Annotated in this window: 18 protein-coding genes; 6 read left to right on the top strand and 12 right to left on the bottom strand. The window is 59.6% G+C overall.

Annotated features, from left to right (window positions below; all coding sequences use genetic code 11):
• Nucleotides 1–19 precede the first annotated feature (19 nt).
• From AEQ67_RS08500 to glgA, 4 genes are read right to left on the bottom strand one after another with little or no spacing between them, the layout of a single operon-like run.
• Nucleotides 20–2,815: a malto-oligosyltrehalose synthase gene (locus AEQ67_RS08500; protein ID WP_059403438.1), complete on the bottom strand. Its 2,796-nt coding sequence runs from the start codon at nucleotides 2,813–2,815 to the stop codon at nucleotides 20–22.
• Nucleotides 2,812–4,890, bottom strand: coding sequence for a 4-alpha-glucanotransferase (gene malQ, locus AEQ67_RS08495; RefSeq protein ID WP_059403437.1), 2,079 nt, complete (start codon nucleotides 4,888–4,890; stop codon nucleotides 2,812–2,814). The genes AEQ67_RS08500 and malQ overlap by 4 nt, the downstream gene beginning before the upstream one ends.
• Nucleotides 4,887–6,683, bottom strand: a complete 1,797-nt coding sequence (gene treZ, locus AEQ67_RS08490) for a malto-oligosyltrehalose trehalohydrolase (RefSeq protein ID WP_059403436.1) — start codon at nucleotides 6,681–6,683, stop codon at nucleotides 4,887–4,889. The genes malQ and treZ overlap by 4 nt, the downstream gene beginning before the upstream one ends.
• Before the next feature lie 16 nt (nucleotides 6,684–6,699).
• Nucleotides 6,700–8,286 (bottom strand): glycogen synthase GlgA, encoded by a 1,587-nt coding sequence (gene glgA / locus AEQ67_RS08485; protein ID WP_059403435.1) that lies wholly within the window; start codon nucleotides 8,284–8,286, stop codon nucleotides 6,700–6,702.
• Nucleotides 8,287–8,846: 560 nt separating this feature from the next.
• On the opposite strand from glgA, the gene AEQ67_RS08480 reads away from it, so the two are divergent.
• Nucleotides 8,847–9,659, top strand: coding sequence for a crotonase/enoyl-CoA hydratase family protein (locus AEQ67_RS08480; protein ID WP_059403434.1), 813 nt, complete (start codon nucleotides 8,847–8,849; stop codon nucleotides 9,657–9,659).
• Between the two features lie 6 nt (nucleotides 9,660–9,665).
• Entirely contained in the window at nucleotides 9,666–10,496 is an 831-nt protein-coding gene (nudC, locus tag AEQ67_RS08475) for an NAD(+) diphosphatase (protein WP_059403518.1), read from the top strand.
• Here nudC and AEQ67_RS08470 read toward each other — a convergent pair.
• Complete coding sequence (locus AEQ67_RS08470) at nucleotides 10,464–11,243, bottom strand: TSUP family transporter (RefSeq protein WP_059403433.1); 780 nt, start codon at nucleotides 11,241–11,243, stop codon at nucleotides 10,464–10,466. The two genes, nudC and AEQ67_RS08470, sit on opposite strands and share 33 nt — an antisense overlap.
• Nucleotides 11,244–11,424: 181 nt before the next feature.
• Complete coding sequence (locus AEQ67_RS08465; RefSeq protein WP_059403432.1) at nucleotides 11,425–12,663, bottom strand: acyl-CoA dehydrogenase family protein; 1,239 nt, start codon at nucleotides 12,661–12,663, stop codon at nucleotides 11,425–11,427.
• 356 nt (nucleotides 12,664–13,019) lie between these two features.
• On the opposite strand from AEQ67_RS08465, the gene sfnG reads away from it, so the two are divergent.
• Nucleotides 13,020–14,111: a dimethylsulfone monooxygenase SfnG gene (sfnG, locus tag AEQ67_RS08460; protein ID WP_059403431.1), complete on the top strand. Its 1,092-nt coding sequence runs from the start codon at nucleotides 13,020–13,022 to the stop codon at nucleotides 14,109–14,111.
• Between the two features lie 109 nt (nucleotides 14,112–14,220).
• Here the strand turns inward: sfnG and AEQ67_RS08455 are convergent, their stop codons facing one another.
• Together AEQ67_RS08455 and AEQ67_RS08450 are read right to left on the bottom strand one after the other, a co-directional pair.
• Complete coding sequence (locus AEQ67_RS08455) at nucleotides 14,221–14,697, bottom strand: nuclear transport factor 2 family protein (protein ID WP_059403430.1); 477 nt, start codon at nucleotides 14,695–14,697, stop codon at nucleotides 14,221–14,223.
• Between the two features lie 56 nt (nucleotides 14,698–14,753).
• Entirely contained in the window at nucleotides 14,754–15,317 is a 564-nt protein-coding gene (locus AEQ67_RS08450; protein WP_059403429.1) for a TetR/AcrR family transcriptional regulator, read from the bottom strand.
• Between the two features lie 215 nt (nucleotides 15,318–15,532).
• Between AEQ67_RS08450 and pssA the strand changes: the two genes are divergently transcribed.
• Both pssA and AEQ67_RS08440 read left to right on the top strand, forming a co-directional pair.
• On the top strand, nucleotides 15,533–16,876 hold the full coding sequence (gene pssA, locus AEQ67_RS08445) for a CDP-diacylglycerol--serine O-phosphatidyltransferase (protein ID WP_059403428.1): 1,344 nt from the start codon (nucleotides 15,533–15,535) through the stop codon (nucleotides 16,874–16,876).
• A gap of 129 nt (nucleotides 16,877–17,005) precedes the next feature.
• Nucleotides 17,006–20,683 carry a hypothetical protein gene (locus tag AEQ67_RS08440; protein ID WP_152974817.1) on the top strand — a complete coding sequence of 1,226 codons (3,678 nt, stop codon included), beginning with the start codon at nucleotides 17,006–17,008 and terminating at the stop codon, nucleotides 20,681–20,683.
• A gap of 97 nt (nucleotides 20,684–20,780) precedes the next feature.
• Here the strand turns inward: AEQ67_RS08440 and efeO (AEQ67_RS08435) are convergent, their stop codons facing one another.
• From efeO (AEQ67_RS08435) to efeU, 4 genes are all read right to left on the bottom strand, one after another.
• The gene (gene efeO / locus AEQ67_RS08435) at nucleotides 20,781–21,605 is read right to left on the bottom strand and encodes an iron uptake system protein EfeO (RefSeq protein ID WP_059403426.1); all 825 of its coding nucleotides are present in this window, start codon (nucleotides 21,603–21,605) and stop codon (nucleotides 20,781–20,783) included.
• Nucleotides 21,606–21,626: 21 nt separating this feature from the next.
• A complete protein-coding gene (efeB, locus tag AEQ67_RS08430; protein ID WP_059403425.1) occupies nucleotides 21,627–22,937 on the bottom strand; it encodes an iron uptake transporter deferrochelatase/peroxidase subunit in 1,311 nt (436 codons plus the stop codon).
• A gap of 18 nt (nucleotides 22,938–22,955) precedes the next feature.
• Nucleotides 22,956–24,155 (bottom strand): iron uptake system protein EfeO, encoded by a 1,200-nt coding sequence (gene efeO / locus AEQ67_RS08425; protein ID WP_059403424.1) that lies wholly within the window; start codon nucleotides 24,153–24,155, stop codon nucleotides 22,956–22,958.
• Between the two features lie 110 nt (nucleotides 24,156–24,265).
• A complete protein-coding gene (gene efeU, locus AEQ67_RS08420) occupies nucleotides 24,266–25,105 on the bottom strand; it encodes an iron uptake transporter permease EfeU (RefSeq protein ID WP_059403423.1) in 840 nt (279 codons plus the stop codon).
• 278 nt (nucleotides 25,106–25,383) lie between these two features.
• Between efeU and AEQ67_RS08415 the strand changes: the two genes are divergently transcribed.
• The gene (locus AEQ67_RS08415; protein WP_059403422.1) at nucleotides 25,384–26,400 is read left to right on the top strand and encodes an AraC family transcriptional regulator; all 1,017 of its coding nucleotides are present in this window, start codon (nucleotides 25,384–25,386) and stop codon (nucleotides 26,398–26,400) included.
• Nucleotides 26,401–26,555: the final 155 nt, after the last annotated feature.

The raw sequence follows: 26,555 nt of genomic DNA, 5'->3' as shown, positions 1-26,555 counted from the left end.
CAATGCTCCTGAACTGAACTCAAGTGTTAGTCGTTTGGATAAAGAGATTGACCGGGAAATCCCCCAGCGCGGCACTGATCATCAGTTCCTTGTGATGTGTGACTGCGACGCTGGAAAAAAGTCCCTTTAGATTTTCGTCAGGGGCGGCGAACGGTAATTTGATCCGTGTATCGCCCCACTGCAGCGCGCCGATCCTGGGCTCGGCACTGTTTTCCAGCAGGTGTGCGCAGCGTATCGGTACGATCACGATGGCCCGTTTTCCCTCATGCTCTCGAACAAACCCCAGCACCCGGTGAGCCTGACTGCCGACCACTTCAAGCGCCTGGTAAGTGCCGCGCCGAAACAGCTCGGCATGCTCGGCACGCAGGTTCAACGCGTGCGCAATCAGGGTTTGCTTGATACGCCCGTCACGCCAGTTCGCCAACAGATCGGGCAGGTCCAAAGGCCGCTGCATGGCCTGCTGGCGATTGGCGTAATCCACCGGCCGACGGTTGTCCGGATCGACCAGCGTAAAGTCCCAGTAGTCGTTGCCCTGATAAAGGTCCGGCACCCCCGGCACGGTCATTCGCAGCAAGGTTTGCGCCAAACCGTTGAGTGCGCCGGGGATCGCGATGGTCCTCGCGGCTTTGCCAAGGGCGCTGCGCAACAGTTCGCCTTCGGGGCTCAGCAGCATCTGTTGCAGGAAGCGCTGGACCGCTTGTTCGTAAGCGTCGTTGGGCGCGCTCCAACTGCTTTGCAACTTGGCTTCGCGCAGGGCTTTTTGTTGCCACTGCCACACACGTTGAGTGTAGTTCTCGAGCGCCGATTGATCGTCACTGCGCAAGTCGAGCGGCCAACTGCCGAGGAGCGCTTGATACAGAATCAACTCATCACCCGCCGTGGGCATCTGGTCGTCACTGCGCAGTGGCCGAGCGAGAGTCCGCCAGAGTGGCACCTGTTCGGCAAACCAGGCGCTGCGCTCGCTCAACACCGCCAGGCGCGCGCGGGTGTCTTCGCCGCGTTTGTGATCGTGGGTGGCGGTGGCCAGCAAGTTGTCCGGGAACTGTTCGAGGCGATTGCTGCACGCAGCATGGAAGTCGGCCACCGGTGCACTGAACTGCTCGGTGCTGAAGCCGACATCATTGCGCGACAGCAACACTGCCGAGCGATAGAACGCGGTGTCTTCGACGGCCTTGGCCGCTGCCGGCGAGGTCAACTGCTGAAAGCGTACGCAGGCATGCTTGAGCATCTTGCGCGGACGACCCACCGGGCGTTTGCGCCAAGGTTCACCACCAAGCCAGCCGGCCAGGCAATCGAGCACCGGCCAATCGGCTTCACCGAGGGTCTGCCGCGCGCCGTCCATGGCTTGCTGAAAAAACACATCGTCTTCAGCGGAGCGCCCACGGGGGCTGATGTAGGTGCGGTACACCGGGAAATGCACGATCAGTTCCTGCAACGCCCGACGAATTGCGCCGAGGGTCAGGTCGCGGGTCATCAGGTCGTCCCGGGCCACTTGCAGCAAGGCCTGGGCGACGCTTTCGAAATCCCCGGCGAGGGAGCCGTTGAGGATCTGCTGGCGCGCCAGTTGTGCTTCCTGGCGGAAATCGGCGGGCCGTTCGCTGTAGCGACTCCAGAGTTCACCCAAGACCTGCGCGCCTTCGGGAGCGTGTTGCAGCAGCGACAATTGATTCATGAATTCGTAACCGGTGGTGCCGTCCACGGACCAGTCGCGGTGCAGGGTTTCGCCTTCGCCGAGAATCTTTTCGACGTAGATCGGCAAGTGCCGATCCGGTGACAGGCTATCGACCCGACGCCGCAGTTTGCGGCAATAACCCCGTGGGTCGGCGAGGCCGTCGATGTGGTCGATGCGCAAGCCGTCGACCAGGCCTTCGGCCACCAGTTCGAAGATTTTTGCATGGGTGGCTTCGAACACCGCCGGGCGTTCGACCCGCAGGCCTCCGAGTTCGTTGACATCGAAAAAGCGCCGCCAGTTGATGTCGTCCGCCGCCGTGCGCCAACTCGCCAGTCGATAACTCTGGCGCTCAAGCAAGGCGTGCAGGCGCTGAAAACCTTCCGCGGTGAGCGAGTCGTACGCTTGCAGGTTGCGCTGGACGGCTTGAAGAATCGCAGGCTCGCTTGCCAGTTCGCGCAGTTCCGCTTGCAATGGCTTGGCCAGGCTATGGGCATCCGTCTGGTAGCTCAACGCGCTGAAACGGTCGGCCAATAGTTTGAGCTGCTCGGCCTGTTCGTCATTCAGTTGCTCGTCAGCCTTGAGCAATTCGCCGTAACTTGTCGGGCAGATCGGGAAGTGATGGTCATAGTGCTCGACATAAAACGCGCCGCGCCGGGCATCGAAACGCAGGGGCAGGGTGCCGTCCTGCAGGGCGACGCCGTAGTCGCTGCCGAGGAAGGGCAGCAGCAACTGACCTTCCATCAACGGATCGGGCGAATGCCACTGTATATCGAAGAACTCGCCGTATGGGCTCAGGCGGCCCCATTCCAGCAGGTCCAGCCACCATGGATTGTCGCCACCGCCAACCGCCATGTGGTTGGAAACGATGTCGAGGATCAGTCCCATCTTTTGCTCGCGCAAAGCACTGACCAAACGGCGCAATGCGGCTTCACCGCCGAGCTCCGGGTTGACCGTGGTCGGGTCCACCACGTCGTAGCCGTGCATGGACCCGGCGCGGGCGCTCAGCAGTGGCGAGGCGTAGACATGGCTGATGCCGAGGCTGGCGAAATACGGCACCAGCGGCACCGCATCGTCCAGCGTGAAGTCTTTATGAAACTGCAGCCGCAGGGTCGCCCGCAGCGGTTGGATGAGCGCTTGATTCATTGGTCACGCTCGGCCGCCTGGAGTCGCGCACAGGCCAGCAGCTCCAGGCGCCGGGCGGCGTCCGGGTCATCGAGCAAGGCTTCGCTGTTGCCGGGCAAGCGTCGCGACCAGTTGGGATGGGTATCGGTGGTGCCGGGCAGGTTCGCCTGCTGTTCGATACCCAGGGCATCTTCCAGCGGCAGCAAGACCAGTGGTGCACGGGTATGACCGAGGAAGCGAATCGCGGCGTCGAGCACCTGATCGGTTTCATGGGACTCTTCGCGGAAGTTTTGCGGGTCTTCGGTTAACACCCGGCGCAAGCCTTCGCGTTCCCGTTCCCGGTGCTGGCGCCATTCGATTTCGCCCGTGGCGTCGACCAGGCCGAGTCGCGAGTTCCAGTCGATATCGTGGCCATGCCACCAGCCATTGAGGGTGGGCAAATCGTGGGTGCTGGTGGTCGCCAGGGCGTTGTCCGGCCAGTCGAGAATCGGCTTGAAGTGCGTATTGTCCTGTTCGAACAGCAGAACCCGCATGCCGAGGATCGAACGGGCGATGAGTTTTTCCCGCAAGCCGTCGGCCACGGTGCCGAGGTCTTCGCCGAGGACGATGGCCTGATGGCGATGGGACTCGAGGGTCAGCAAGCGCAGCAGGTCGTCCACCGGGTAATAGAGGTAGGCACCGTCGGCCGGTGACGCGCCGTTGGGGATCACCCACAGCCGTTGCAGGCCCATGACGTGGTCGATGCGCAGGCCACCGGCATGGGCGAAATTGGCCCGGAGCATTTCAATGAAGGCGCGGAAACCGTGGCGCACCAAACCTTCCGGAGAGAACGCGGAAATGCCCCAGCCCTGACCGGTGCGGTTGAGAATGTCCGGTGGTGCGCCGACGGTCAGCGAGGCGAGCAATTCGTCCTGACGACTCCAGGCCTGGCTGCCGCCGCCGTCGGCCCCGACCGCCAGATCGGCGATCAGTCCAATGTTCATGCCGCTGCTGCGGGCGGCGGTTTGCGCGCGCTCCAGGCAGCGGGTGATCAACCATTGGCAGAAGGCGAAGAAGCCAATACGTGTGGCGTTCTCTTCGGCAAAATCGGCCAGCGCAGCGCTGCGCGGGTCGCGCCATTGCTCGGGCCACTCGCGCCAGTCGAGGCTTTCACCTTTGGTGGCGCGGGCTTCCTGGATGGCTTCGAAGCGGCAATGATTTTCCAGGGCTTCACCCGCGGCATGGCGGTAGCTGCTGAAGTCGGCATGCAACGGATGCTCACCCTGAACGAAGCCTTCGTACAACGCCTGCAACAGACGGTGTTTGGCCTCGGCGGCGACCGGCCAGTCAATCAATGGCAGCTCTTCGAGGCGTTTCAGCTCCACGGCCAGGCCGGTCGAATCAATCGCGGTGCGCATCGCGCGTTCGCCAAGAATGGCGCCCGGCGCGGCGTAAAGACTGTTGAGGAACAAACGGCTGGACGGCGAATAAGGGCTGTAACGGTGGGTGTCGCTGGCGAACATGGCGTGCAGCGGGCTGATCGCCAGCGCTTCGGCACCGCGTTCACCGGCCACCCGGGCCAGATCTTCCAGTGCCTGGGTATCGCCGAAACCGCCATCGCCGGGACGGCGCAGCGAGTACAACTGCACGCTCAGGCCCCAGGTGCGCGGGATCGGGCTGTCGACAGCATCGCCAACGCTGTAGCAGCGAGTAGGGGCGACGGCCAGAGTGAATTCCTGGCCGTCGATGCTGACGTGCTGATAACCGACCGGGATCAACCCGGGCAGCGTCGCTTGGGCGTCCAGTTTCAGATTGAGCCGCGAGCCATCTTCAAGGTGGATTTCGCAGGGCGTTTCGGGATCAAAAAAATGCGCCAGTTTGAGGCCGACGCCGAAGTCCGCGGTCAACAGCGGCGGCAGGTGCCGGGTCTCTTGCACCTGTTGCAGCTCTTGCAGGCTGGCATCGATTTCCTGGGCGCTGCCGGCCGGGTGGCCAAGGCCGGTCAGCACGGCGCGTAACACCGATGGAGCGACTTTCTGTGGGCGGCCATTGGCGTCGATCCAGTCGACGGCCAGGCCTGCTCGAGTGGCCAGTGTTTCCAGTTGCGCATCGCTCATTGGCGCTCTCCATCCGGGGGTAGCAAAGGGGCTGCGGCCTTGAGGCTGACTAGCGCGCAATACGGGGCAAGCGTGCCCTGTTCCAACAGGCCGGCCGACTGTGACGGGGTTTCGAACAACAGCAACGCGTCGGCCTGTGGGGTGTGGACCACAGGCGTGTCGCTGAGGTTCAGGTCAATGCGCAGTTGACTGCCATCGCCCAGCAGCCAGCGCGCCGACACCGCGCCCTCGGCCAGCACGTCGGCCCCCAAGGCCTGGGCACCGGGCAAGCGCGGAATAATCTGCCGATGGCGGATTTTCAGCAGTTGGTGATACAGCCCTTGCATCGCCGATTGGCGGGTGGCGGTCAGTTTGGGCCGCGACGCCTCAAAGGTTTGTGGCGCGTTGGGGTCGGGAATCCGTTCGCGTTTGTGCGGATCAGTAAACGCGCTGAACGCTGCAAACTCGTTACGCCGTCCTTCGCGCACCAGTTCCGCCAATTCACCATGGTGACTGGTGAAGAACAGGAAGGGTTCTTCGGCGGAAAACTCGTCGCCCATGAACATCAGCGGGATCATCGGCGACAGCAGCAACAGCGCGGTCGCGGCGTTTAACGCGGCGGGGTTGGCCAGTTGATGCAGGCGCTCGCCAAAGGCGCGATTGCCGATCTGATCGTGGTTTTGCAGAAACAGCACGAACGCACTGGGCGGCAGGTGACCGCTGGGCTCGCCACGGGCTTCGCCATGGCGATTGATGTGGCCTTGAAACACGAAACCCTGGCTCAGGCAGCGCGCCAATTGTTCGGTGGGGTTGTCGGCATAGTCGGCGTAATAGGCGTCGGTCTCGCCGGTCAGCAGCACGTGCAAGGCGTTGTGGCCGTCGTCGTTCCACTGCGCGTCGAAACCTTCTTCCAACAGGCTGGCCTGGTTGTGCTCGTTCTCGACATTGAGCCACACATGCCGCGCCGGGTCGGTCTGCTGGCGAACCCGTTGTGCCAGCTCCTGGAGAAAGTCCGGGGATTCGATGGCGTGCACCGCGTCCAGGCGCAAGCCGTCGAAGCGGTACTCCAGCAACCACATCAGCGCGTTTTCGATAAAGAAGTCGCGCACCTCGCGCCGGCGAAAGTCGATGGCTGCACCCCACGGGGTGTGCTTGTCTTCGCGGAAAAAACCCTTGGCGTAGCGATGCAGGTAATTGCCGTCCGGGCCGAAGTGGTTGTAGACCACGTCGAGAATCACCGCCAGGCCGTGGCCGTGGGCAGTGTCGATCAAGTGCTTGAGTTGCTCGGGAGTGCCGTAAGAGGCTTGGGGCGCGTAGGGCAGCACCCCGTCGTAGCCCCAATTGCGATCGCCGGGAAACTGCGCCAGCGGCATCAGTTCGATCGCAGTGACGCCCAGCTCGACGAGGCGTGCCAGGTGCTGCTCGACAGCCCTGAAGCCGCCGAGCACACCGACATGCAATTCGTAGATGACCGCCTCATTCCATGGCCGACCCAGCCAAGTGCTGTGTTGCCACGGGTAGGCGAGGGGATCGACCACTAGGCTGTGCTGATCCAGATCACCGGCCTGCGCGCGGGAGGCCGGGTCGGGCACTTCCAGCTCGCCGTCGATGTTGTAGCGGTAACGCGTGCCTGCGGGGCAGCGGGTGTTGATCACGAACCAGCCATCAGCTTGAGGCAGCAGTGGCAAGGATTGTCCATTGTTCAGTTCGACACTGACGAAAAACGCATCTGGCGCCCACAAAGCAAAACGCGTGTGCTCTGCGTCCAGCATGATTGCGCCGTGGGGCCAGGTCTCAAGGGTCCGTAACGGCATCGATGAAAACCTCTTGTTATTTATGGCCCGATTTACCCAGGGCTTTAGTCACTAGTTGCTCGTAGAGTTCGGCGTAGGGTTCGACCGCCTTGCACCAGTTGAACGGTGCCGCCATGGCGCGGCAGCGCATGGCATTGAGCAGGTCGGGGTAGGCGAATACCTTGAACGCGCGGCTCAGCGCTTCTTGATAACTTTCTGCCGTGGATTCGTCGAAGAGGAAACCGGTCACGCCGTTTTCAATGGTGTCGGCCAGGCCACCGGTATTGCGTGCCACCGGCAGCGAACCGAAGCGTTGGGCGTACATCTGGCTCAGGCCGCAAGGCTCGTAACGCGAAGGCATCAGCAGGAAATCGCTGCCGGCGAACATGCGCCGGGCGTCGGTTTCATTGAAGCCGATGCGCACACCGATCTGGCCAGGGAAACGCAGGGCCAGCTCGCGCATCGCTTGTTCTTCTTCCGGCTCGCCACGACCGATGATCGCGATCTGGCCGCCCGATTTGACGATGTATTCGGAGACGGCTTCGGTCAGGTCCAGGCCTTTTTGATAGACCAGTCGCGACACCACGGCAAACAGTGGACCTTCGGAGTCTTCCAGGCCAAACAGATCACGCACGTGAGCGGCGTTGACCGCTTTGCCTTCCCAGTCGCCGATGCTGAACGGGCAGAACAGGTGCGGATCGGTGGCCGCGTCCCAGCTTTCATCGATGCCGTTGGGAATACCACTGAGCAAACCTTGCTGGGTCTTGGCGGCGAGAAAACCGTCGAGGCCGCAGCCGAAGGCCGGGGTGGTGATTTCCTGCGCATAGGTGGCGCTGACCGTGGTGATGTGGCTCGAATAGGCCATGCCGGCCTTGAGGAACGACATCTTGCCGTAGAACTCCATGCCTTCCTGTTGCAGGGCGTGCATCGGGATGCCCAGCTCCGGGCAAGAGCCCAGACTGGTCACGCCCTGATAGGCCAGATTATGGATGGTGAACAGCGTCGCGGTGCGCTGGCCACGCCAGTGCATATACGCCGGCGCTAGACCGGCAGGCCAGTCATGGGCATGCACCAGATCCGGGCACCAGTGGATTTGCGCGAGGTTGGCGGCAATATCGGCAGCCGCCAGGCCGAGGCGGGCGAAACGGATGTGGTTGTCCGGCCAGTCGCGACCATTGTTGGCGCCGTAGGGCGAACCTTCGCGCTCGTAGAGTTCAGGGCAGATCAACACGTAAATGACCAGGCCGTCGGGCATGTCCATGCGCCCGATCTTGCAGGGCGGCAATGCGGCATGACCACCCAGTTCACCAATGATATGAATCGGGTTTTCGCTGTGCAGCACTTGCGGGTAACCGGGAATCAACACGCGCACATCGTGCAATTGGGCCATGGCCCTCGGCAGCGCTGCGGAGACGTCGCCCAAACCACCGGTCTTCACCAGATCGGCGATTTCCGAGGTGACGAACAACACTTTCTTGCGGTTGGGGTTCTGACTGGTGACCGGTGCCAGCGTCTTGGTGCCGGGGACGCTGATCGTTTGAGCACTTGGAGCACTCACGGCGCTCGATTCGCCGACCTGCTGATGAGCACGTTCTCCCTGAATATCTAAAGCCGTACTGATCATATGAATCTCCCGTGTTGTTGATCTAATTCTTAGGTCTGGCAAACGGTGTTCCGTGGCCAATTCCGTGGCCGGGCGCAAACGCGCTACGCGTTGGTTAGCAAGCGCTGCCCAATGCGTTGAAGCAGTATGGGTGGAGTAGCCATTGCAAGGATTGCACCAGTCGCAACGGACCTTCCTTTTAGGTGACCCGTCGCGACTAGCAAACGTTCCGACTTTTTTTCCACTTTGTGACCGACCGGTTTCAACTCGCGAAAATCAGTCTAGGCCAGAAGTTAGAGCGGGGGAGACCAAATGGCAAAATTGTTCGACAATCGGTTTAAAGAGGTACGGACGTACCGAATGAAGGGCAAAACGCACCGACGAAGTGCAGGTTTTTTTAGCTTTTTGCCTCAAAAAGTATTCGGCCCGTCATATAAATGTGCGATGCCCAATCAGGTCTGCGCACTGTTGTGGTGCGCGCATGCCAAGTCCCGCTTTTGGCCGAACCACTGCCTTACTGCCCGGTGTGATGCCTTGTTATAGTTCGGGCCTCATTTTTGCCCAGGTAAAGGATCACTACCATGTCTCAGTACACCGCGTTCACCGTCGAACTCGCCGATAAAATCGCTCATGTGCAGATCAATCGACCCGAAAAGATCAACGCCATGAACGCCGCGTTCTGGAACGAAATCATCGAGATTTTCCAGTGGGTCGACGACACCGACGAAGTCCGGGTGGTGGTCCTCAGTGGTGCGGGCAAGCACTTTTCGTCCGGCATCGACCTGATGATGCTGGCCGGCGTGGCCAATGAACTGGGCAAGGACGTAGGGCGCAATGCGCGCCTGCTGCGCCGCAAGATCCTCGCCCTTCAGGCTTCGTTCAATGCGGTCGACAATTGCCGCAAACCGGTGCTGGCGGCGATTCAGGGTTATTGCCTGGGCGGTGCCATTGATTTGATCTCGGCGTGCGACATGCGCTATGCCGCCGAAGACGCGCAATTCTCGATCAAGGAAATCGATATCGGCATGGCCGCCGACGTCGGCACCTTGCAACGCTTGCCGCGGATCATCGGTGACGGCATGCTGCGTGAACTGGCTTACACTGGTCGCACCTTCGGCGCCGAAGAAGCGCGTGGCATGGGCCTGGTCAATCGCGTCTATAGCGACACCGCCAGCCTGCTCGACGGCGTCATGGGGATTGCCCGCGAAATCGCCAGCAAGTCGCCGATTGCCGTCACAGGCACCAAAGAGATGATCAGCTATATGCGTGACCATCGCATCGACGACGGCCTCGAATACGTCGCCACCTGGAACGCCGCCATGCTGCAATCCACCGATTTGCGCGTGGCCTTGGCCGCCCATATGAGCAAACAGAAACCCGAATTTCTGGATTGAATGAACATGACTTCACGCTGGACCACAGCAGTACTGGATACCGAGCAACCTGGCGGCTGGGCCGTGGCGCGCAGCCCCGAAGGTTTTCTGTTCGATGACAATGGCGCGCTGTTCCCGCGCGAATGGCTCAAGCGTCAGGACCTGTCGGTGATCTCTGAACATGGCATCGGTCATCTGGATGGCGAACCGGTGTATCTGCTGGAGCTGCGCAGCCACAGCGACGTGCCGGGCTGCAACTGGAAAGGCTTGCGCGCGTTCATGCTCGAAGGCGATCACACGGTGTACAAGGTGCTGGGGTATGCCGCGCAGATCGGCACCTGGGCGCGCGAGCACCGCTTTTGCGGGAACTGCGGGCAGGCGACCCATCAGGTTCCGCGTGAGCGGGCGATGTACTGCGAGCCGTGCGATTTGCGTTATTACCCGCGCATCTCGCCGAGCATGATCGTACTGATCACCCGTGGCGATGAGGTTTTGCTGGCGCGCTCACCGCGATTTGTCACCGGGGTCTACAGCACGTTGGCGGGTTTCGCCGAGCCGGGAGAGTCGGCTGAGCAATGCCTGATTCGCGAGGTCCGCGAAGAGGTGCAGATTGAGGTCAAGAACATCCAGTACCTGGGCAGCCAGTGCTGGCCGTTCCCGCACTCGATGATGCTTGGTTTTCATGCCGAATACGCCGGTGGCGAGATTGTCTGTCAGGAGGACGAAATCGAAGACGCCCAGTGGTTCAACGTGCACGAGCTGCCGCCATTGCCGGCGTCAAAATCGATTGCCCGTTACCTGATCGACGTCTACGTGGCGCGGCGCTTAGGCCACGCTGAACCAGTGTTGCCAGGCTAACCGCACGGTCAAGCCCAGCACCACGGTGATGAACACCGGACGAATGAACTTCGCACCGCCGCTGATGGCGGTGCGTGCGCCGAAGAAGGCGCCGACCATCACCGACAGGCCCATGCTCAGGCCGATGATCCAGTCCACTTGCCCGGAAAACACAAACACCGACAGCGCCGCAATGTTGCTGACGAAGCTCATGCTGCGCGCCACGCCGCTGGCCTTGACCAGGTCGATGGGGTACATCAGCAGGCTGCTGACGGTCCAGAACGCGCCAGTGCCCGGACCGGCCACGCCATCATAAAAACCCAGGGTGAAGCCTTGGGTCGATTGCCACTTTTTCTTGATCGGCGCGTCGCTGTCCAACGGCGCTTTCGGCGTGCCGCCAAACAACAGGTAGACGCCGCAGGCGAAAACGATCACTGGCAGCATCTTGTTCAACCATTCTGCCGGCAGGTAATGCGCGACCACGGCCCCGGTCAGTGCGCCGACCAGGGTGCCGACGATGGCGTGCATCCATTGCTTGGGATGGAACAGTTTGCGCCGGTAGAAGGTAAAACTGGCGGTGGCCGAGCCGAAGGTCGAACTGAGTTTGTTGGTGCCCAGCACCAGGTGCGGTGGCAGGCCGGCGGTCAACAGCGCCGGGGTGGTCAACAGGCCGCCACCGCCAGCGATGGCGTCGATGAAACCGGCAATGAAAGCGACGAAGGCCAGAATGGCCAGGGTGGTGAGGGCAACGCTGAGTTCGAAAGGCATGGAATCGGCTTATTCGGCGGGGCGCAGGAAAGGGCTGCGGGGAAGGGCCGGTATCTTACCGATATCCAACATCTGCGGCGACTGGTCTGGCGCCTTCGCGGGCAAGCCTCGCTCCTACAGGTTATGCGTTGCTCCTGTAGGAGCGAGGCTTGCCCGCGAAGGCGTACTGACAGGCGCTACATCACTTACCCTCAGGCCCATTGCCGATCTGCCACACAAACGGCGGCTCCGTCCCGTTGATCACCCAGTCACCGACAATCCGTGCCTTGTAGATCAGCGGATTATGCGAAGACACCGTCCGCGCATTACGCCAATGCCGATCCAGCGACTTGCCTTCACGAATGTCCGACGCCCCCAGTGCATTGAACAGCTCAGTGGTCGCCCGCAAAATCAATGCCGACACCACCACCTGAGCCTTGGCCGATTCAATTTCCGCCGCCACGTTGGCCGCGCGCTCCAGTTCTTCATCACCCGAAAACCGCGCCAGATAGGCCCGCTGCGCCGGTTGTGCCGCTTTCAATGCGCTGGCCTCGGCCGCATACACCCACGCGGCAATGTCACCGACCACTTGCTGCACTTGCGCATCCTGGCTGACATGCTGCGCATTGCCATGGCTGTAGATGCGTTTGCGTTCACGCACCTGATGCGCCACATCGCGCAATGCCGCACGACCAATCCCGGCCAGGGTGGCCAGCAGCACCAACTGATAAAACGCCGTCTGGTATTTGAAGCGGGTAGCGAAGTCGATGATGTTCTCTGCCTCCACCTCGGCATCGGTAAACCGCGAGGTGCCGCTGCCGGTGGTGCGCTGGCCGAACCCGTCCCAGTCGTCACTTTGGACGATGCCGGGCTGGCGGGTGCGGACTGCCGCAATCACGTCGCCACCGGTGTCGCTGCGCTGGGCGTAGACGTCGATCCAGTCGGAAAACAGGCTGCCGGTGCTGTAGAACTTCTCACCGTTGAGCCGCCACTGATTGCCGTGCGGCGAGACTTTGGTGATGACGTCGCCAATCGCCACGCTGCCAATCTCGGTCCAGGCGTTGCCGACGATGTCGCCGTCGACGAAACGTTTGAACCACCGATCGCGGGCCGGCCCCGGTGGCGAGTTCAAGCGATCCTCGGCAAAGGCGAAATGCCCGCGCAAGGCTTGCGGCACATTGGAATCGGCCTCGGCCAGCTCGATCAGCAATTCAAACAGTTGTGGCAGCGAGGCGCCGCCGCCACCGTATTCAAGCGGCACCCGCACGGCGCCAAAACCGGCCTCCTTGAGCCACTGAATCGGTTCGTGGGGCAGGCTGCGGGTTTGTTCACGTTCAACGGCACCGGCGGCGATGCGCTGGAAAATCGGCCGGAACTTGCCGGCCAATGCTTCATAGTCAGTACCAATAGACAGCGGGTTGATTACCTGGTGTTCGGTCATGGGGCAGTTCCTTCGATCGGCAGTGAGTGCCAAAGGGGATTGCACAGTCCATGCCGGAGAGGGCCGCCAGGATTTACGGGGGAGTCTGGATTTCGAAGTGGCTTGAACTGTTGCTGCGCCAACAGCACAGCAGCAAATTGCCTCAGACACGCACGAATAAAATGTGGGAGCGGGCTTGCTCGCGATAGCGGTTTTACATTCAACATATGTATTGGCTGGCACACCGCTTTCGCGGGCAAGCCCGCTCCCACAGGGTTCTCAGTCGGTTTCAAATACTCGTGTCACACGCCCGACTCAGCGCTGGCACGGTTGCTGCTCTTGTCCAAAGACTTCCCATACGTCCAGAGGACACGCCAATGAGTCAGCAAGCCGTCAAATTTGCCTACTGGGTTCCGAACGTCAGCGGCGGGCTGGTGGTCAGCAAGATCGAGCAACGCACCCACTGGGGCATCGACTACAACCGCAAACTGGCACAACTGGCCGAAGAGGCAGGGTTTGAATACGCCCTGACCCAGATCCGCTTCACCGCCGGTTACGGTGCCGAATACCAGCATGAATCGGTCGCCTTCAGCCATGCGCTGCTGGCCGCGACTACGAAATTGAAAGTGATCGCCGCGATTCTGCCAGGTCCGTGGCAACCGGCGCTGGCGGCCAAGCAACTGGCGACCATCGATCAACTGACTAACGGCCGGGTGGCCGGGAACATCGTCAGCGGCTGGTTCAAGGGTGAGTTCCAGGCCATCGGCGAACACTGGCTTGAGCACGACGAGCGCTATCGCCGTTCCGAAGAGTTCATCCGCTCATTGAAGGGCATCTGGTCCCAGGACAACTTCACCTTTCGCGGTGACTTCTACCGCTTCGACAACTACAGCCTCAAACCGAAACCGCTGGGTCAGCCAGAAATCTTCCAGGGTGGCAGTTCCCGCGCAGCCCGGGACATGGCAGCGCGGGTCTCGGACTGGTACTTCACCAACGGCAACACCCCGGAAGGCATCAAGGCTCAGGTCGATGACATCCGCGCCAAGGCTGCAGTGAACAATCATTCGGTGAAGGTGGGCGTGAACGCGTTTGTCATTGCTCGCGACACCGAAGAAGAAGCCCACGCGGTGCTGGCGCAGATTATCGATCAGGCCGATCCGGAAGCGGTGAATGCCTTTGGCGATGCGGCGAAGCAGGCGGGCAGGTCGTCGCCGGAAGGTGAGGGTAACTGGGCGAAGTCCACGTTCGAGGACCTGGTGCAGTACAACGACGGTTTCAAGACCAACCTGATCGGCACGCCGCAGCAGATTGCCGAAAGGATCGTGGCGCTCAAAGCGGTGGGCGTGGACCTGGTGCTGGCGGGGTTCCTGCACTTTCAGGAAGAAGTGGAATACTTCGGCAAGCGGGTCTTGCCGCTGGTGCGTGAGCTGGAAGCCAAGGCCGTTCAGAAACAAACCGCCGTAGCCTAAGCACCGCAAAAACCTGTAGGAGCCGGCTTGCCGGCGAAGGCTATCTCGCCATCGTTGTTGAATGTGCGGGCGCCTTCGCTGGCGAGCCAGCTCCTACAAGGGGCGGTGTTTACAGGCCCAGGTCGGACAGGCCCGGATGATCATCCGGGCGACGCCCCAGCGGCCAGTGGAACTTGCGCTCGCTTTCCTTGATCGGCAGGTCGTTGATGCAGGCAAACCGGTTGGCCATCAAACCGTTCTCGTCAAACTCCCAGTTCTCGTTGCCGTAGGAACGGAACCAGTTGCCCGAATCGTCGTGCCATTCGTAGGCATAACGCACGGCGATGCGGTTACCGGTGAACGCCCACAGTTCCTTGATCAGCCGGTAGTCCAGCTCTTTCGCCCATTTACGGGTGAGGAAACCTTTGGCTTCTTCGCGGTTGTAGGCGAATTCCGCGCGATTACGCCATTTGGTGTCCAGGGTGTAGGCCAGCGACACCCGTTCCGGGTCGCGTGAATTCCAGCCGTCTTCGGCCAGGCGGATTTTTTCAATAGCCGATTCACGAGTGAATGGCGGCAGTGGTGGACGAACTTCAGCGTTAGACATTGACAGTCTCCCTCTCAAATTAAAGTTCAAGCACATTGTCGGGCTTGGTCAAGTTATTACAGGTCCAATAACTTTCGCGCCATGCATTGCGCATTATCGGCAGCACTGAGATCACCCATTACAAGCGCCACGGTTATGGCACCGTCAATCAGGATCAGCAGCTGTTTGGCCAGCGTTTCCGGATCTTCAGCGCCCTGTTCGGTACACAGCTCGCGCAGGTAGTCGAGCAGCTTCTGTTTATGCTCTTTGGCGACCAGGCGAACCGGGTCTTGCGGGTCGCCGGTTTCGCCGCTGGTGTTGATGAATGCGCAGCCACGGAAGCCTTCGGAGGCGAACCAGGCCTTGAGCACGGTAAACAGGTTGAGCAGCCGGTCGGCCGGGGTTTCGGCCTGGTCGACGGCGCTTCTGTACCAGTGCATCCAGCGCACATCGCGGCGTTGCAGGGCCGCGACGGTGAGCTCCTCCTTGTTGGTGAAGTAGCGGTAAATACTCTTTCTGGAGACGCCGGCGGTTTTCACCAGGAGGTCCATGCCGGTGGCGGCGATGCCACTTTTATAGATCAACTTTTCGGTGACATCCAGAATGATGTCGCGTGTGTCGTTGCTAGTAATTTTGTTCATGTGGCTAACAGTAGAACGGTCGTTCTCCTTGGTCAAGTAGATATTTGTAGCGCCTGTTAAATTGCCTTCGCGAGCAAGCCCGCTCCCACAGGTACAGCGCTATCCTTGTGGGAGCGGGCTTGCCCGCGATGGGGCCGGAGCGGACAGCTACAAGACCCAAAGCAATCCATGGTGTAAGCTCTCGGGTTCTTCGGATTCGACCCTTTGCGAGCCCTATGCCGTCGCTTTTCAAACGCCCTCTGCTGCCTAAACTGCGCAGTTTTCCGCTGACCGCCGATGCCGTCACCATCCTGTCTGGCGCTGCCGGGTTTCGTCGTTGCCTGCTGGAAAAAATCGCCAGCGCAACCCGGCGCATCTACATCGTTGCGCTCTATCTGCAACAGGATGAGGCCGGCCAGGAAATCCTCGATGCCTTGCACGCGGCCAAACTGGCACGCCCTGAACTGGACGTGGTAGTGATCGTTGACTGGTTGCGTGCCCAACGCGGCTTGATCGGCGCCGGCAAGCAGCCGGGCAATTCGGCCTGGTATCAGGAAATGACCCGCACGCATGCCAGTGAAGTCCCGGTGTACGGCGTTCCGGTACAGACTCGCGAATTGTTCGGCGTGTTGCATCTCAAAGGCTTTGTGATCGACGACTGCGTGATCTACAGCGGCGCGAGCCTGAACAACGTCTATCTGCACAAGTTCGACAAGTACCGCTATGACCGTTATCACCTGCTGCAGAACCGCGCGCTGGCCGATTCGATGCATCACCTGGTTCAGCATGGTCTGATTACCTCCAAGGCGGTGCATCGTCTCGACTTGCCGAACCCGCCGACCACCCGCAGCCTGCGCAACGACATTGGCGACCTGCGCAGCCGCCTCAAGTACGCGGCCTACGACACCACAACGGGCACCACCGACAAGAGTGGTCTGTCGGTCAGTCCGTTACTCGGCGTGTGCAAGAACAACCCGTTGAGCCGGGTGATTGGCGAACTGATCGCCAGTGCCCAGCATCAACTGACGATCTGCACCCCGTACTTCAACCTGCCGCTGGCGGTGACCCGGGAAATCAACCGGGCGCTGGCGCGAGGTGTGAAAATCGACATCATCGTCGGCGACAAGACCGCCAACGACTTCTACATTCCGCCCAGTGAACCGTTCAAGGTGATCGCGGCACTGCCGTATCTCTATGAGATCAGCTTGCGGCGCTTCGCCAAGCGTCATCATCGCAGCATCGAAAGCGGGCAGTTGAACCTGCACCTGTGGAAAGACGGCGACAATACCTATCACCTCAAAGGCATGTGGATCGATCAGCGCTACACCTTGCTGACCGGCAACAACCTCAATCCGCGCGCCTTTCGTCTCGACCTGGAAAACGCCTTGCTGCTCGATGACCCCAAAGGCGAACTGCTGGAACCGCGCCGGACCGAACTGGCGCAGATTTTCCAGCACACCAGCCGCATCGAGCGTTATCAGGACCTGGAAACGCTCCTGGATTATCCGGCGGCGGTGGCCAAGTTTCTCCGGCGCGTCAGTCGGGTGCGGATTGAACGTTTGCTTTATCGGATTTTGTAAACGTATACGGGGTAGGGCCCGAGAGAACCAGGCACAGGGGTCATTAGCGGCAGAGCGTAATTTTATAGTTCCTTTCAGGTGTGCGTTTTAGGCTGACGCCATGCACTCATGTAAAAGGAATTTGAAAAGATGGTCACGTCATCTGCCGCTGCAAGCACCACCTCTTTCATCGCATCCTCTCAATCCGAACGTAATCCTCTAGCACAAACCCGTGTGTCCAGGTCGCTCTCGGGCACCCAAAGCAGCCCACGTCACCTACAGCGCGTTCCATCGAACCCGCACACGACGCGTGCTGAAGAACGCGCGGCCAGGGTGCCCGACCTCACGAGTGATTCAGATGTCACTGCACCGGCGGATCGAGCGCTACAAGCACTCATGCTCGGACAATTGGAGGCCAATCAAAATATTCCTTTACTTGCCACGCCAGGCAGCTTGATTGACAAGCCATTGGATCTCTACAAACAAGCCTTGAACGATCCAAAAGTGCTTGCATGGTTCGAAGCCAAGGGCGTGACACTGAGTACATTGAACATTCAAGAATGCTCTATATCAGCCAACGTTACCCTTAACGGCGTGAGCACCACAGAAACGTTTACCGTATGGGATAACTCAGGATGGTGGCGGGTATCAGCGCAAGTTCTAGCCGCCCGGCAAGTGCTTGATCCGGGTAACTTCGGTTTACCGTATGTGAGTGATGATCGGAAACTTGTTCCGTGTAACGTAATGCTGGATTTTTATGGGGTGGTGCCGCCGACTTCAGACGAGGAAGCCAGTGCACTTGCCAGCCGCCTGAAACTGCAGGGATGGCCTGAGATCACTGCCGATGAAAAGGTCGAGCTGGATAAAGAATGCCAATGCGCCAAGGAGTCGATCAGAGAGGCGAAGGCACGAGAAACGCTGATCAATGAATTGGGTAGTTTGGTGAAGGATCAGGCTGACAACGGAAACCTCTCGTTGTCCGATCACTACAGTGAAAGTGCCAGTGACTCTCCGCTGGCGCACAAGAGCTTGGCCATTGTTCGTCATTTGAATGATTTTTTCGCGCTGCCGGAAATGATTGCGCTTTCTGGGCGCGAACGCATCGACTTCAACTCCTTGCCTGTCAGGATTAGTGAAAACAAAATCGAGGTCTTGGTTCATGCTCCAAAATGGCATGATTTGACGGCCCTGGTCACCCGCCAACGCTCATTGGTTGCACCGTTCAACAACTTGCTGAGCAGGGTCAGTGATACGGGCAATGCGCTGTACGCTCCATTGCGCTTCGACTTTAAACAAATATTGTCTTTCAGTGGATTTGGCGCTGTAACCACCGCGGGTGAAGTCCGCAACATCATCCGATGGCTACAAGCTTCATTACCACAGGCAACCCCACTGGGCGACTACGGTGCTGAGTTGCTGGCGAACTCCCCGTCACCGGTACGACTAACTGCGGCCGAACGAGCGAAAATCAATTATGAGGCGAACGATTTTTTGCTCGATGGCAGCTCGATTATTGATGAATTGGGCGCTGACTTGTTGCCCGGTACATCCGTTGAATTCAGGCGCAACAATGCCGATGAGTTGTTGAGCAAGATGTTTGCAAAGGACCAAGCCGATTCCTGGGGGCAGCAATTGCTCCAGGAACTGAACTGGTATGGTTCCGGGCAAACGGCTGCGCCCGAGCACTATCAAAAATTGTTGCTGGCGGCGATCAAACTGGTGGTCGATCCCGACGCCTGCGGTAAACCCGGAGTCATCGCAGGTTACGACGTTTACCAGGCAGAAAACCTGGGGCGTGATCTCACGGTGGTACGGACAGAGATTGAACAGCACCTGATCGAACACAAGGGCGTAAGTTCGCTGGCGGCACCGCTGATTGCGCATTTGTTTCTGGCAGATGTCGCCCCAGAGTTTCTCGCGCAGGATCTCAATGAGGGCATTCAGGTGGGCAGTGCGGCCTGGATGGCCCTGAGCCTGGGGATCGCCATTGCTGAGGTTCTGGCTCCCGGGTGTTCGAGAATTATGACCCCTGACCAGTTGATGACGCTTGCGCTGCTTGAACCCACGACATCCGAGCAGGAACTGTTGTTCAAGAGCCTTGCCGCCGATATTTCAATTATATGGGCCGTCATGAATGGCGTTATACAACGTCGTGCAGATTGCGCTTACTCTTCCCAGGACTACGAGACAGCAGCGCTGAATTTTGCGACTCAAAGAAAGTATCTTTCTGAGGCGCTGAATGGATTTAAGCTCGAACTGCATACGCGTAGGGAAGTTGCAGCTCTAGAGCTTCGGATTGCCTTTCCAGAAACATTCAAGGCACTAACGGAGGCAGAGTCGGAAATGCAATCCCTGCCGGCGGTAGTTCAGGTCCCCATCGAGGAAATAATACTCGGGCCTCGGCAGCACGAAGACAAAGGCACAGAGTATAAGGGGGACACGATATCGATCATCGATGCTTATATGAACGACTATACTTCTGGAAGTTGGGAAATGTGTGGTGTACAGAAGACGAATATGGACTTTGACTCCGGCTGGCCCAAGGAGGGGTCTCTAGAGGTCGCTTTCAATAAATCCGTGGATGATTTTTTTAATGCACGAAAGCAAAGTTTCATTACCGCGACCAAATCCCTGATTGCGACCTTGCCGCTGGAAGATCGTCAGAGCCTTGAATTTGGGGAAGTAAGGTTTTTTACGTTGCGCGAAGAAACGGGGAAGCTTAAAGAAGATGAAACATCAACGGACCGGGCAGATTTTCGCGGTCGCCAAGGAACGCTATTGCGCACTGAATACCAGGACGGCGAGCGGAGAAAAGTCAGCTACTTCGAAGTGTTTCCTGGGCGGATGTTAATCATCAAACGCACGGATTTACCGGATGACTTGCCGCTAAATGGCAAAATGAAAATCAAAAAGGTCAACGTGAGCGGAAGAGGGTCGGTCAACGCTGACATACAACGTGGAACCGAATTGCGGTTTGACTTTGATGCCTATGCAAAAGGTTCCGAGCCGATAGACGGTGCTAAATCAAACAAGCTGATTATCGAAGAACTGGGTGGAAGCCTTCCCGCCAGCACAGCGCAAGTGAATATCCGTGGGGCCGTGCCGAACAGTTACTTCTCACAGAGGACCTCGGACATTGTCGACAGAGTCATTAACGACAATCTTCTTCAAGGAGAGCGGGACTTTTTATTAAAAAAAGCAAAAGGCTCCACCAGCGAAGAAGAGAATCGGGCGTACCGGGAAAAAGTCTCGAATTTCCTGTTGCAGCTCATTCCGTTCGTGGGGTGTACGGAAGATTTGCGGTCGGGGGATCGGATGCGTTTCATCAACGGTGCCTTCGGTTGTTTTACAGACCTGATTTCCAGCCTGAGCACGGTGGCCGGTGGTGTGGGCAAACTGTCGACAGTGTTGAAGTCCATCACTCCAATCAAAGCCAAGGCCTTTGAGGTCATCAAACTTGCCGGGCAGACCACGGTTTCATTGGTTAACCCGCTGGACGGGGTTTCAGGCCTTGTCGCAGGCGGCGCAAGAACCGTGGGCGGTTTCGCCAAGCTCTGCAAGAGTGGGATGTTTACATTGACGGGAACGGGTATTGGACGTCTGCAGACAAGTCTGGACCGTCTCAGGGGATGGTTTGGAGGTTTTGCCAGTGGAGCCGCTGGTGCCGTGCAACCCAATCGGATGAACACTGTTATCAATCAGGTCTCCGGTACTGTCGACGGTTCCGAGATAACAGCCATTCGAGACAATGGAAAATGGTATGCGCTGGATAAAACCGGTAGCCCTATTGGCCGGGCACTCGATAACTTCATAGTGCTGACGGCTTAGGAGTCCTTGGAAAAACCTTGAGGAGATGCCATCCGCCAAGCGGAAAGCCTGCGACTGACTGTTGATGTCAGTCGCAGGCCGGTTGTATTGCCAAACCTCAGTTCAAACCCAATTTCCCACGCAACGTCGACAAATCCTCAGCCAACGTATTTACCGGCCCGACCAGCGCCTTGCGGTCGTTTTCCTTGACCTTGTCGTAGGTCTCGAAACCGCCATCCTGGGTTTTGTACTTGGCCAGGATCTTGTTCACTGAAGCGAAGTTCTTGTCGACTTTGGCAATGAATGCCGCGTCTTGTTTCTGGATCTGCGGACGGAACAGGTCGACGATTTTCTTCGCGCCGTCGATGTTGCCCTGGAAGTCATATAGGTCGGTGTGGCTGTAGCGATCTTCCTCCCCGGAGATCTTGGTCGCAGCGACTTCTTCCAGCAGCGCGGCGGCACCGCCGACGACTTTTTCCGGTGGGAAGGTCAGGCCGGCCACGCGGCTTTGCAAGTCTTTGACGTCTTTGTCCAGGCCGTCGGCCAGTTCGCCCAGGCCCTGGGTGCTCTTTTCCGAGAACAACGTGTATTCGATGCGGTGGAAGCCGGTGAAGTCTTCGGCTTTCACGCCTTTTTCGTGGTCGTCGACACGCGAGTCGATGGACGCGTCGAGGTCACTGAACAGCTCGGCAATCGGCTCGATCGACTCATAGTAGACGCGGGTCGGTGCATAGAGCTTTTGCGCGGTGGCCAGGTCACCTTTTTTCACCGCTTCAGTGAACTGTTGGGTGTGGCTGGCCAGCTCATCCAGTTGTTCGGTGACGTAGATCTTGTAGTCCGAGACCGGCCCCACCAGATCCAGCGGCGCTGTCGCCGCGAACGCCGAAAACGGGGTGTTGAGCAAGCCAAGGGTCAGCAATAAAGCGAGTGGCGACTTTTTCATGGGACGGTTCCGTGTGGGGTGTTATGCAGTTGTTTTTGATTGAACAGCAGGTTGTGTAGCGTCAAGCAGTGAGCGACCGATGAAGTCCGTGTCGCCCGTGACACCGGGCAGGGTGAAGAAGTACCCACCGCCGACTGGTTTGAGGTATTCCTCCAGCGGTTCGCCGTTGAGTCGGGTCTGCACGGCGATGAAGCCTTTGTGCAAATCGGCCTGGTAGCAGATGAACAGCAAGCCCATGTCGAGTTGACCATTCTTGTTCACGCCGTTGGAGTAGTTGAACGGCCGACGCAGGATCAGGTTGGCCTGGGTGGCGGCGGTGCGCGGGTTGGCCAAGCGGATGTGCGCGTCGAGTTTGGTCAGCTTGCCGTGCGGGTCCTTGGCGTAGTCCGGCACCTGGGTTTCATGCTCGCCGCCCATGGGCGCGCCGGTGCTTTTGACCCGGCCGAGAATGCTTTCCTGCTCTTGCAGCGGCGTACGGTCCCAGCGCTCGACGAAGTTGCGGATAATCCGCACCGCCTGATAGCTGCCATTGGCCGCCCAGGCCGGTTCGTCGCTGCCGGGCTGGACCCAGACGAGGCTGTCCATGGTCTTGGCATCGTTGGAATCGGGGTTGGCCGAGCCGTCGCGAAAGCCCAGGAAGTTGCGCGCACTCTGCGCCGGAACGCCGGGTTTCGCCGGGGCTTGAGGCGGCACGCTGCCTTCCTGTTTCCAGCGCACCAGGAGCAAGTCCGGCAGGTTTTTCACGATGTCGCGCAGGGCATGGATGTTGGTGTCGGTGGTGTTGGAGCAGAACTGCAGACTGAGGTCGCCATGGCAGCAATCGGCTTCCAGTGCGTCGTTGGGGAAGCCGACCATGCGGATCAAACGCTTGGGCTTGACGTCGGCCAGGCCGAAGCGTTCGTCGAACAAGGATTCACCGACCGACACCGTGATGGTCAGGTTGTCCGGCGTCACCACCGGGCCAAGAATTCCCGAATCTACCGGCGGCAGTTTCGGATCGACCTGAGCCACCGGGCCGCCCTTCATCAGGAACGCGATGCGTTCGTTGAGCGTGCGGAACAGGCGCTCCAGGTCTTCGCGGTCGCTGGCCAGCACATCGAAGGACACCAGCATGCCCGAGGCCGGGCGCGGCGTGACGATGCCGGTCTGGTGTTTGCCATGGAACGCGTGACGGTCGCCGGTTTTTTCGCTGCTCGGTGCTTCGGTCACTTGCGCGGGGCTGGCGGCCATGGCCGGGCAACTCAGTGCCGAACCGGCCAGGGCGACGCCAGCGGCTCCCATGCCCATCAATACGCGACGGCGTTGTGCTGAAAACTGCTCTGAATCGTTCATGTAAAAGTCGTCTTCTGCTTACAGGCCGGAAAGGCCAAGGGCGGGATCAATTCCATCGAGTGCGTCGGCCAGCACCTTGGCCTTGTCGGCGATCTGTTTACGCTGATCGGCGCTGAGCGTGTCGTAGCTGGCGTAGCCATCGTTGACTTTGAAACCGTTGAGTTGGGCGTCCAGGGCGGCGATAGCGCTGTCGATGGTCGGCAGCAAATCGGCGGCGGACTTGGTCAGCAGCGGCCGCAACAGATCGACCACTTTGCGGGTGGCGAAGAGGTTGGCGGCGAAGCCATTCAGGTCGGTGTGGCTGTAGCGTTCTTCTTCTCCGCTGCTGGCGCGGACATCACCGAGGGTGTTGAGGTTGCGCACCAGAATGCTCACCAGTTGCTCCGGCGGCAGAGACTGGGCCATTAGTTGCTGCTTCAGCGTGGTGACGTCGGCGACAAGGCGCTGGGCAACCGGCACCAGGCCGTCGAGATTGCGCTGCTGGAACAGTGCATATTCGATCCGGTGGAAGCCGACGAAGTCCGGATCCTGCTCGCGTTTCTCGAAATAATCGGCACGGGCGTTGATGCTGTTGTCCAGTTCGGCCAGGCGCTGGGCGGCCGGCGCGACGCGTTGATAAGCCGCGCGGGCTGGCACATAAAGCGCCTGGGCCTGGCTCAGGTCACCAGCTTCGATGGCTTGCTCAAGCGCGGTCACGGCTTTGATCAGTGCGGTGCTCTGTGTGCTGAGGTAAACGCGGAACTCCGACAACGGGCCGACAAAAGCCACCATCGAAGGCATAGCCTTGGCCGCCGCATCAGACGCCGCTGTCGGGGTGACATGCAAGGTGCCGCGCGGGTTGCTCAGCAGGCCGCAGGTGATGGCGTAGTCGCCGGGCAACAGGTTGGCGTTGATCACCTGACTCAAGCCGGGCGCAATGTTTTCCCGTTCTTCGAGCACCAGCACGCCGTCGAGGATTTCCCATTCAACGGCACGGTCCGAGCGGTTGACGATGCGGAAACCGGCACGGCCGGCGGGCACCGTCAGGGCATTCGGTTCGCAGCTGTGCGGGTGAATGGTCACTGTCACTTCGTCATGGTTGGTCTGGCGCTTGGCCGCGGCCATTTTCGAGGCGTAGTAGAACAGGCCACCGGCGGCGATCATCACGATCACCGAGCCGGCCACCGCCCAGCGCAAGGCACGGGGAGGGGAAGCCTGGGGAGGGACTTGATTTGGCATGGGTGCCCTTACTGACTGGAAAAATTTCAACGCACACGGCCCCTGTAGGAGCGAGCTTGCTCGCGAGAAACCCGAGCCCGCCACTGCGCATCAGGCCTGCAGCGTCATCGTTAACGATCATCGCGAGCGAGCTCGCTCCTACGGGGAGGCGGCGCGGGGAGAAAGAACATCACCAACGCCACCAGCAGATAAATCAGATACGCCCCGAGGGTGCTGACGGTCGGCGCATCCTGGTAACCGAACATTCCGGCCAGCACCGAGCCGAGCGGGCCGTCCATCGGTAGCGCGGCGCTGAAGTCGAAGAGCACGGTCTGCAGGTGATTCCAGACCCCGGCTTCATGCAGCGCTTGCACGGAATTGGCGAGGATCCCGGCCGCGACGACCAGGATGAACAACCCGGTCCAGCGGAAGAACGCACCGAGGTTCAAGCGCATGCTGCCGCTGTAGATCAGGAAGCCGACGATGATCGCCAGGATCAGGCCGAGCAGGGCGCCGATCGGTGCCGCCGGGCCTTCGCTTTGCTGGAACACCGCGAGCAGGAAGAACACGGTTTCCAGGCCTTCGCGAGCGACGGCGAAAAACACCATGGCGATCAGCGCGGTCACCTGATGTCTGGAACCGGTCAGCGCGTGGTCGAGGGAAACGTGCAGCGAATGCTTGATCGAACGCGCAACCTTGCGCATCCAGAACACCATGGAGCTGAGGATGCCGACGGCCACCAGGCCGACCACGCCTTCGAAGAGTTCCTGTTGCTTCTGCGGGAACTCAGCGCTGACCAGTTCCAGGCCACCGCCGACCAGCAGCGCCAGGGCGACCGCGAGGAATACGCCGATCCACACAGCAGGCATCCACTGGCCACGGCCGGTCTGCTGGAGGTAGCTGGCGATGATGCCAACGATCAGCGCAGCTTCAATGCCTTCGCGCAGCATGATCAGAAAAGGGACAAGCATTCAGCACCGTGGCGTCATCAGATGGGGTGCTAATTTGTAACATAATGACACTCATTCTCAAATGTCAGGCATTGACATTTACCTGAACCTAACCTGAACAACCCTGAAGATCACCCCGTCCCCTGTAGGAGCGAGGCTTGCCCGCGAAGAACGATGACGCAGTGTTTCCAGTAAAACCGCGTCATCGTTCTTCGCGGGCAAGCCTCGCTCCTACGGAACCACGTCGCTGTGCGCTAATATGCCCAGCACTCAAACAAGAACAGGGTTTGCCTCGCTCAATGTCGGAAAAAGACACCATCTCCATTCAACTGGTGCGTGAAGCGCTGTTGCAAAGCTGCGCCCCGGGAGCCGCCACCGTAGAGGTGTTGAGCAAGGTCGGCATCGACCCGTTACTGCTCGAAAGCAGCGATGCACGCGTCCCGGCCACTGCTTATGCGCGTCTGTGGCGATTGCTGGCGCGACGCGGGGACGATGAGTTTTTCGGCATGGATTCGCGCAAGCTCAAATCCGGCAGCCTGGAATTTCTCTGTCGCTGTTCCATGGTCCAGCCGAGCCTGGCGGCCGGCCTGACCTCGGGCCTGAGCTTCCTGTCATTGATGCTGGAACACCTGCCGGCGCAACTGGTTCGCCAGCAAAGCCTGGCGGAAATCGTCTTGCTGGAGGACGACCAGGAGCCACGTCGCGCCTTCACGTATTTCACCTACTGGATGATCGTTCACGGCGTCGCCTGCTGGCTGGCGGGGCGGCGGATACCGATCCTGGCCATCGAATTGCGCTGTGCGAAGCCGGATTTTTGCGACGACTATCAAGTGATGTTCTCCGAGAACCTGCGTTTCGACCGGCCACGCACGCGGATGATTTTCTCCGCCGAGTGCCTGGATTTGCCGATCAAGCGCAGTCAGGAGGAACTCAAGCGTTTCCTCGCCCATGCGCCGGCGAACATTCTGGTCAAATACCGCGACCCGGAGAGCCTGGCCAGCCGGATCAAGCACGATTTGCGGCATCTGCCCGCCGAGCTCTGGCCGGAAACCGAAGCCCTGGCGCAAAAACTGTGCATGTCAGCGTCGACTTTGCGCCGACGGCTGGCCGAGGAAGGGCAGACGTATCAAGGGCTCAAGGACAGCGTGCGCAAGGAATTGGCCATCGTGTGGCTGGCCGAGCCTGCCATTAGTTTTGCCGACATTGCTACGCGGTTGGGGTTTGCTGATACGAGTTCGTTCTACAAGGCGTTTCGCAAGTGGTCGGGGTCCAATCCTGGGCATTACCGGAGTTTGATTTTGAACGAGGCTGACTGATCCGGGTTTTATAGTGCCTGAGCCGACGTCATCGCGGGCAAGCCCGCTTGTATGGTAGGACTTGAAGGGAGGAGGAGGGACAAAGCCCGATTCTGACTGTTGACGCAGTACAGATCCGTGGGAGATTTCGCCTCTCCTCCTTTCACCCAAGCGCC

It is taken from the genome of Pseudomonas sp. RIT-PI-q (assembly GCF_001297125.1).
Lineage (GTDB): Bacteria > Pseudomonadota > Gammaproteobacteria > Pseudomonadales > Pseudomonadaceae > Aquipseudomonas.
The sequence above is the reverse complement of the archived record's forward strand: the minus strand, read 5'-3'. Positions and strand labels throughout refer to the sequence as shown.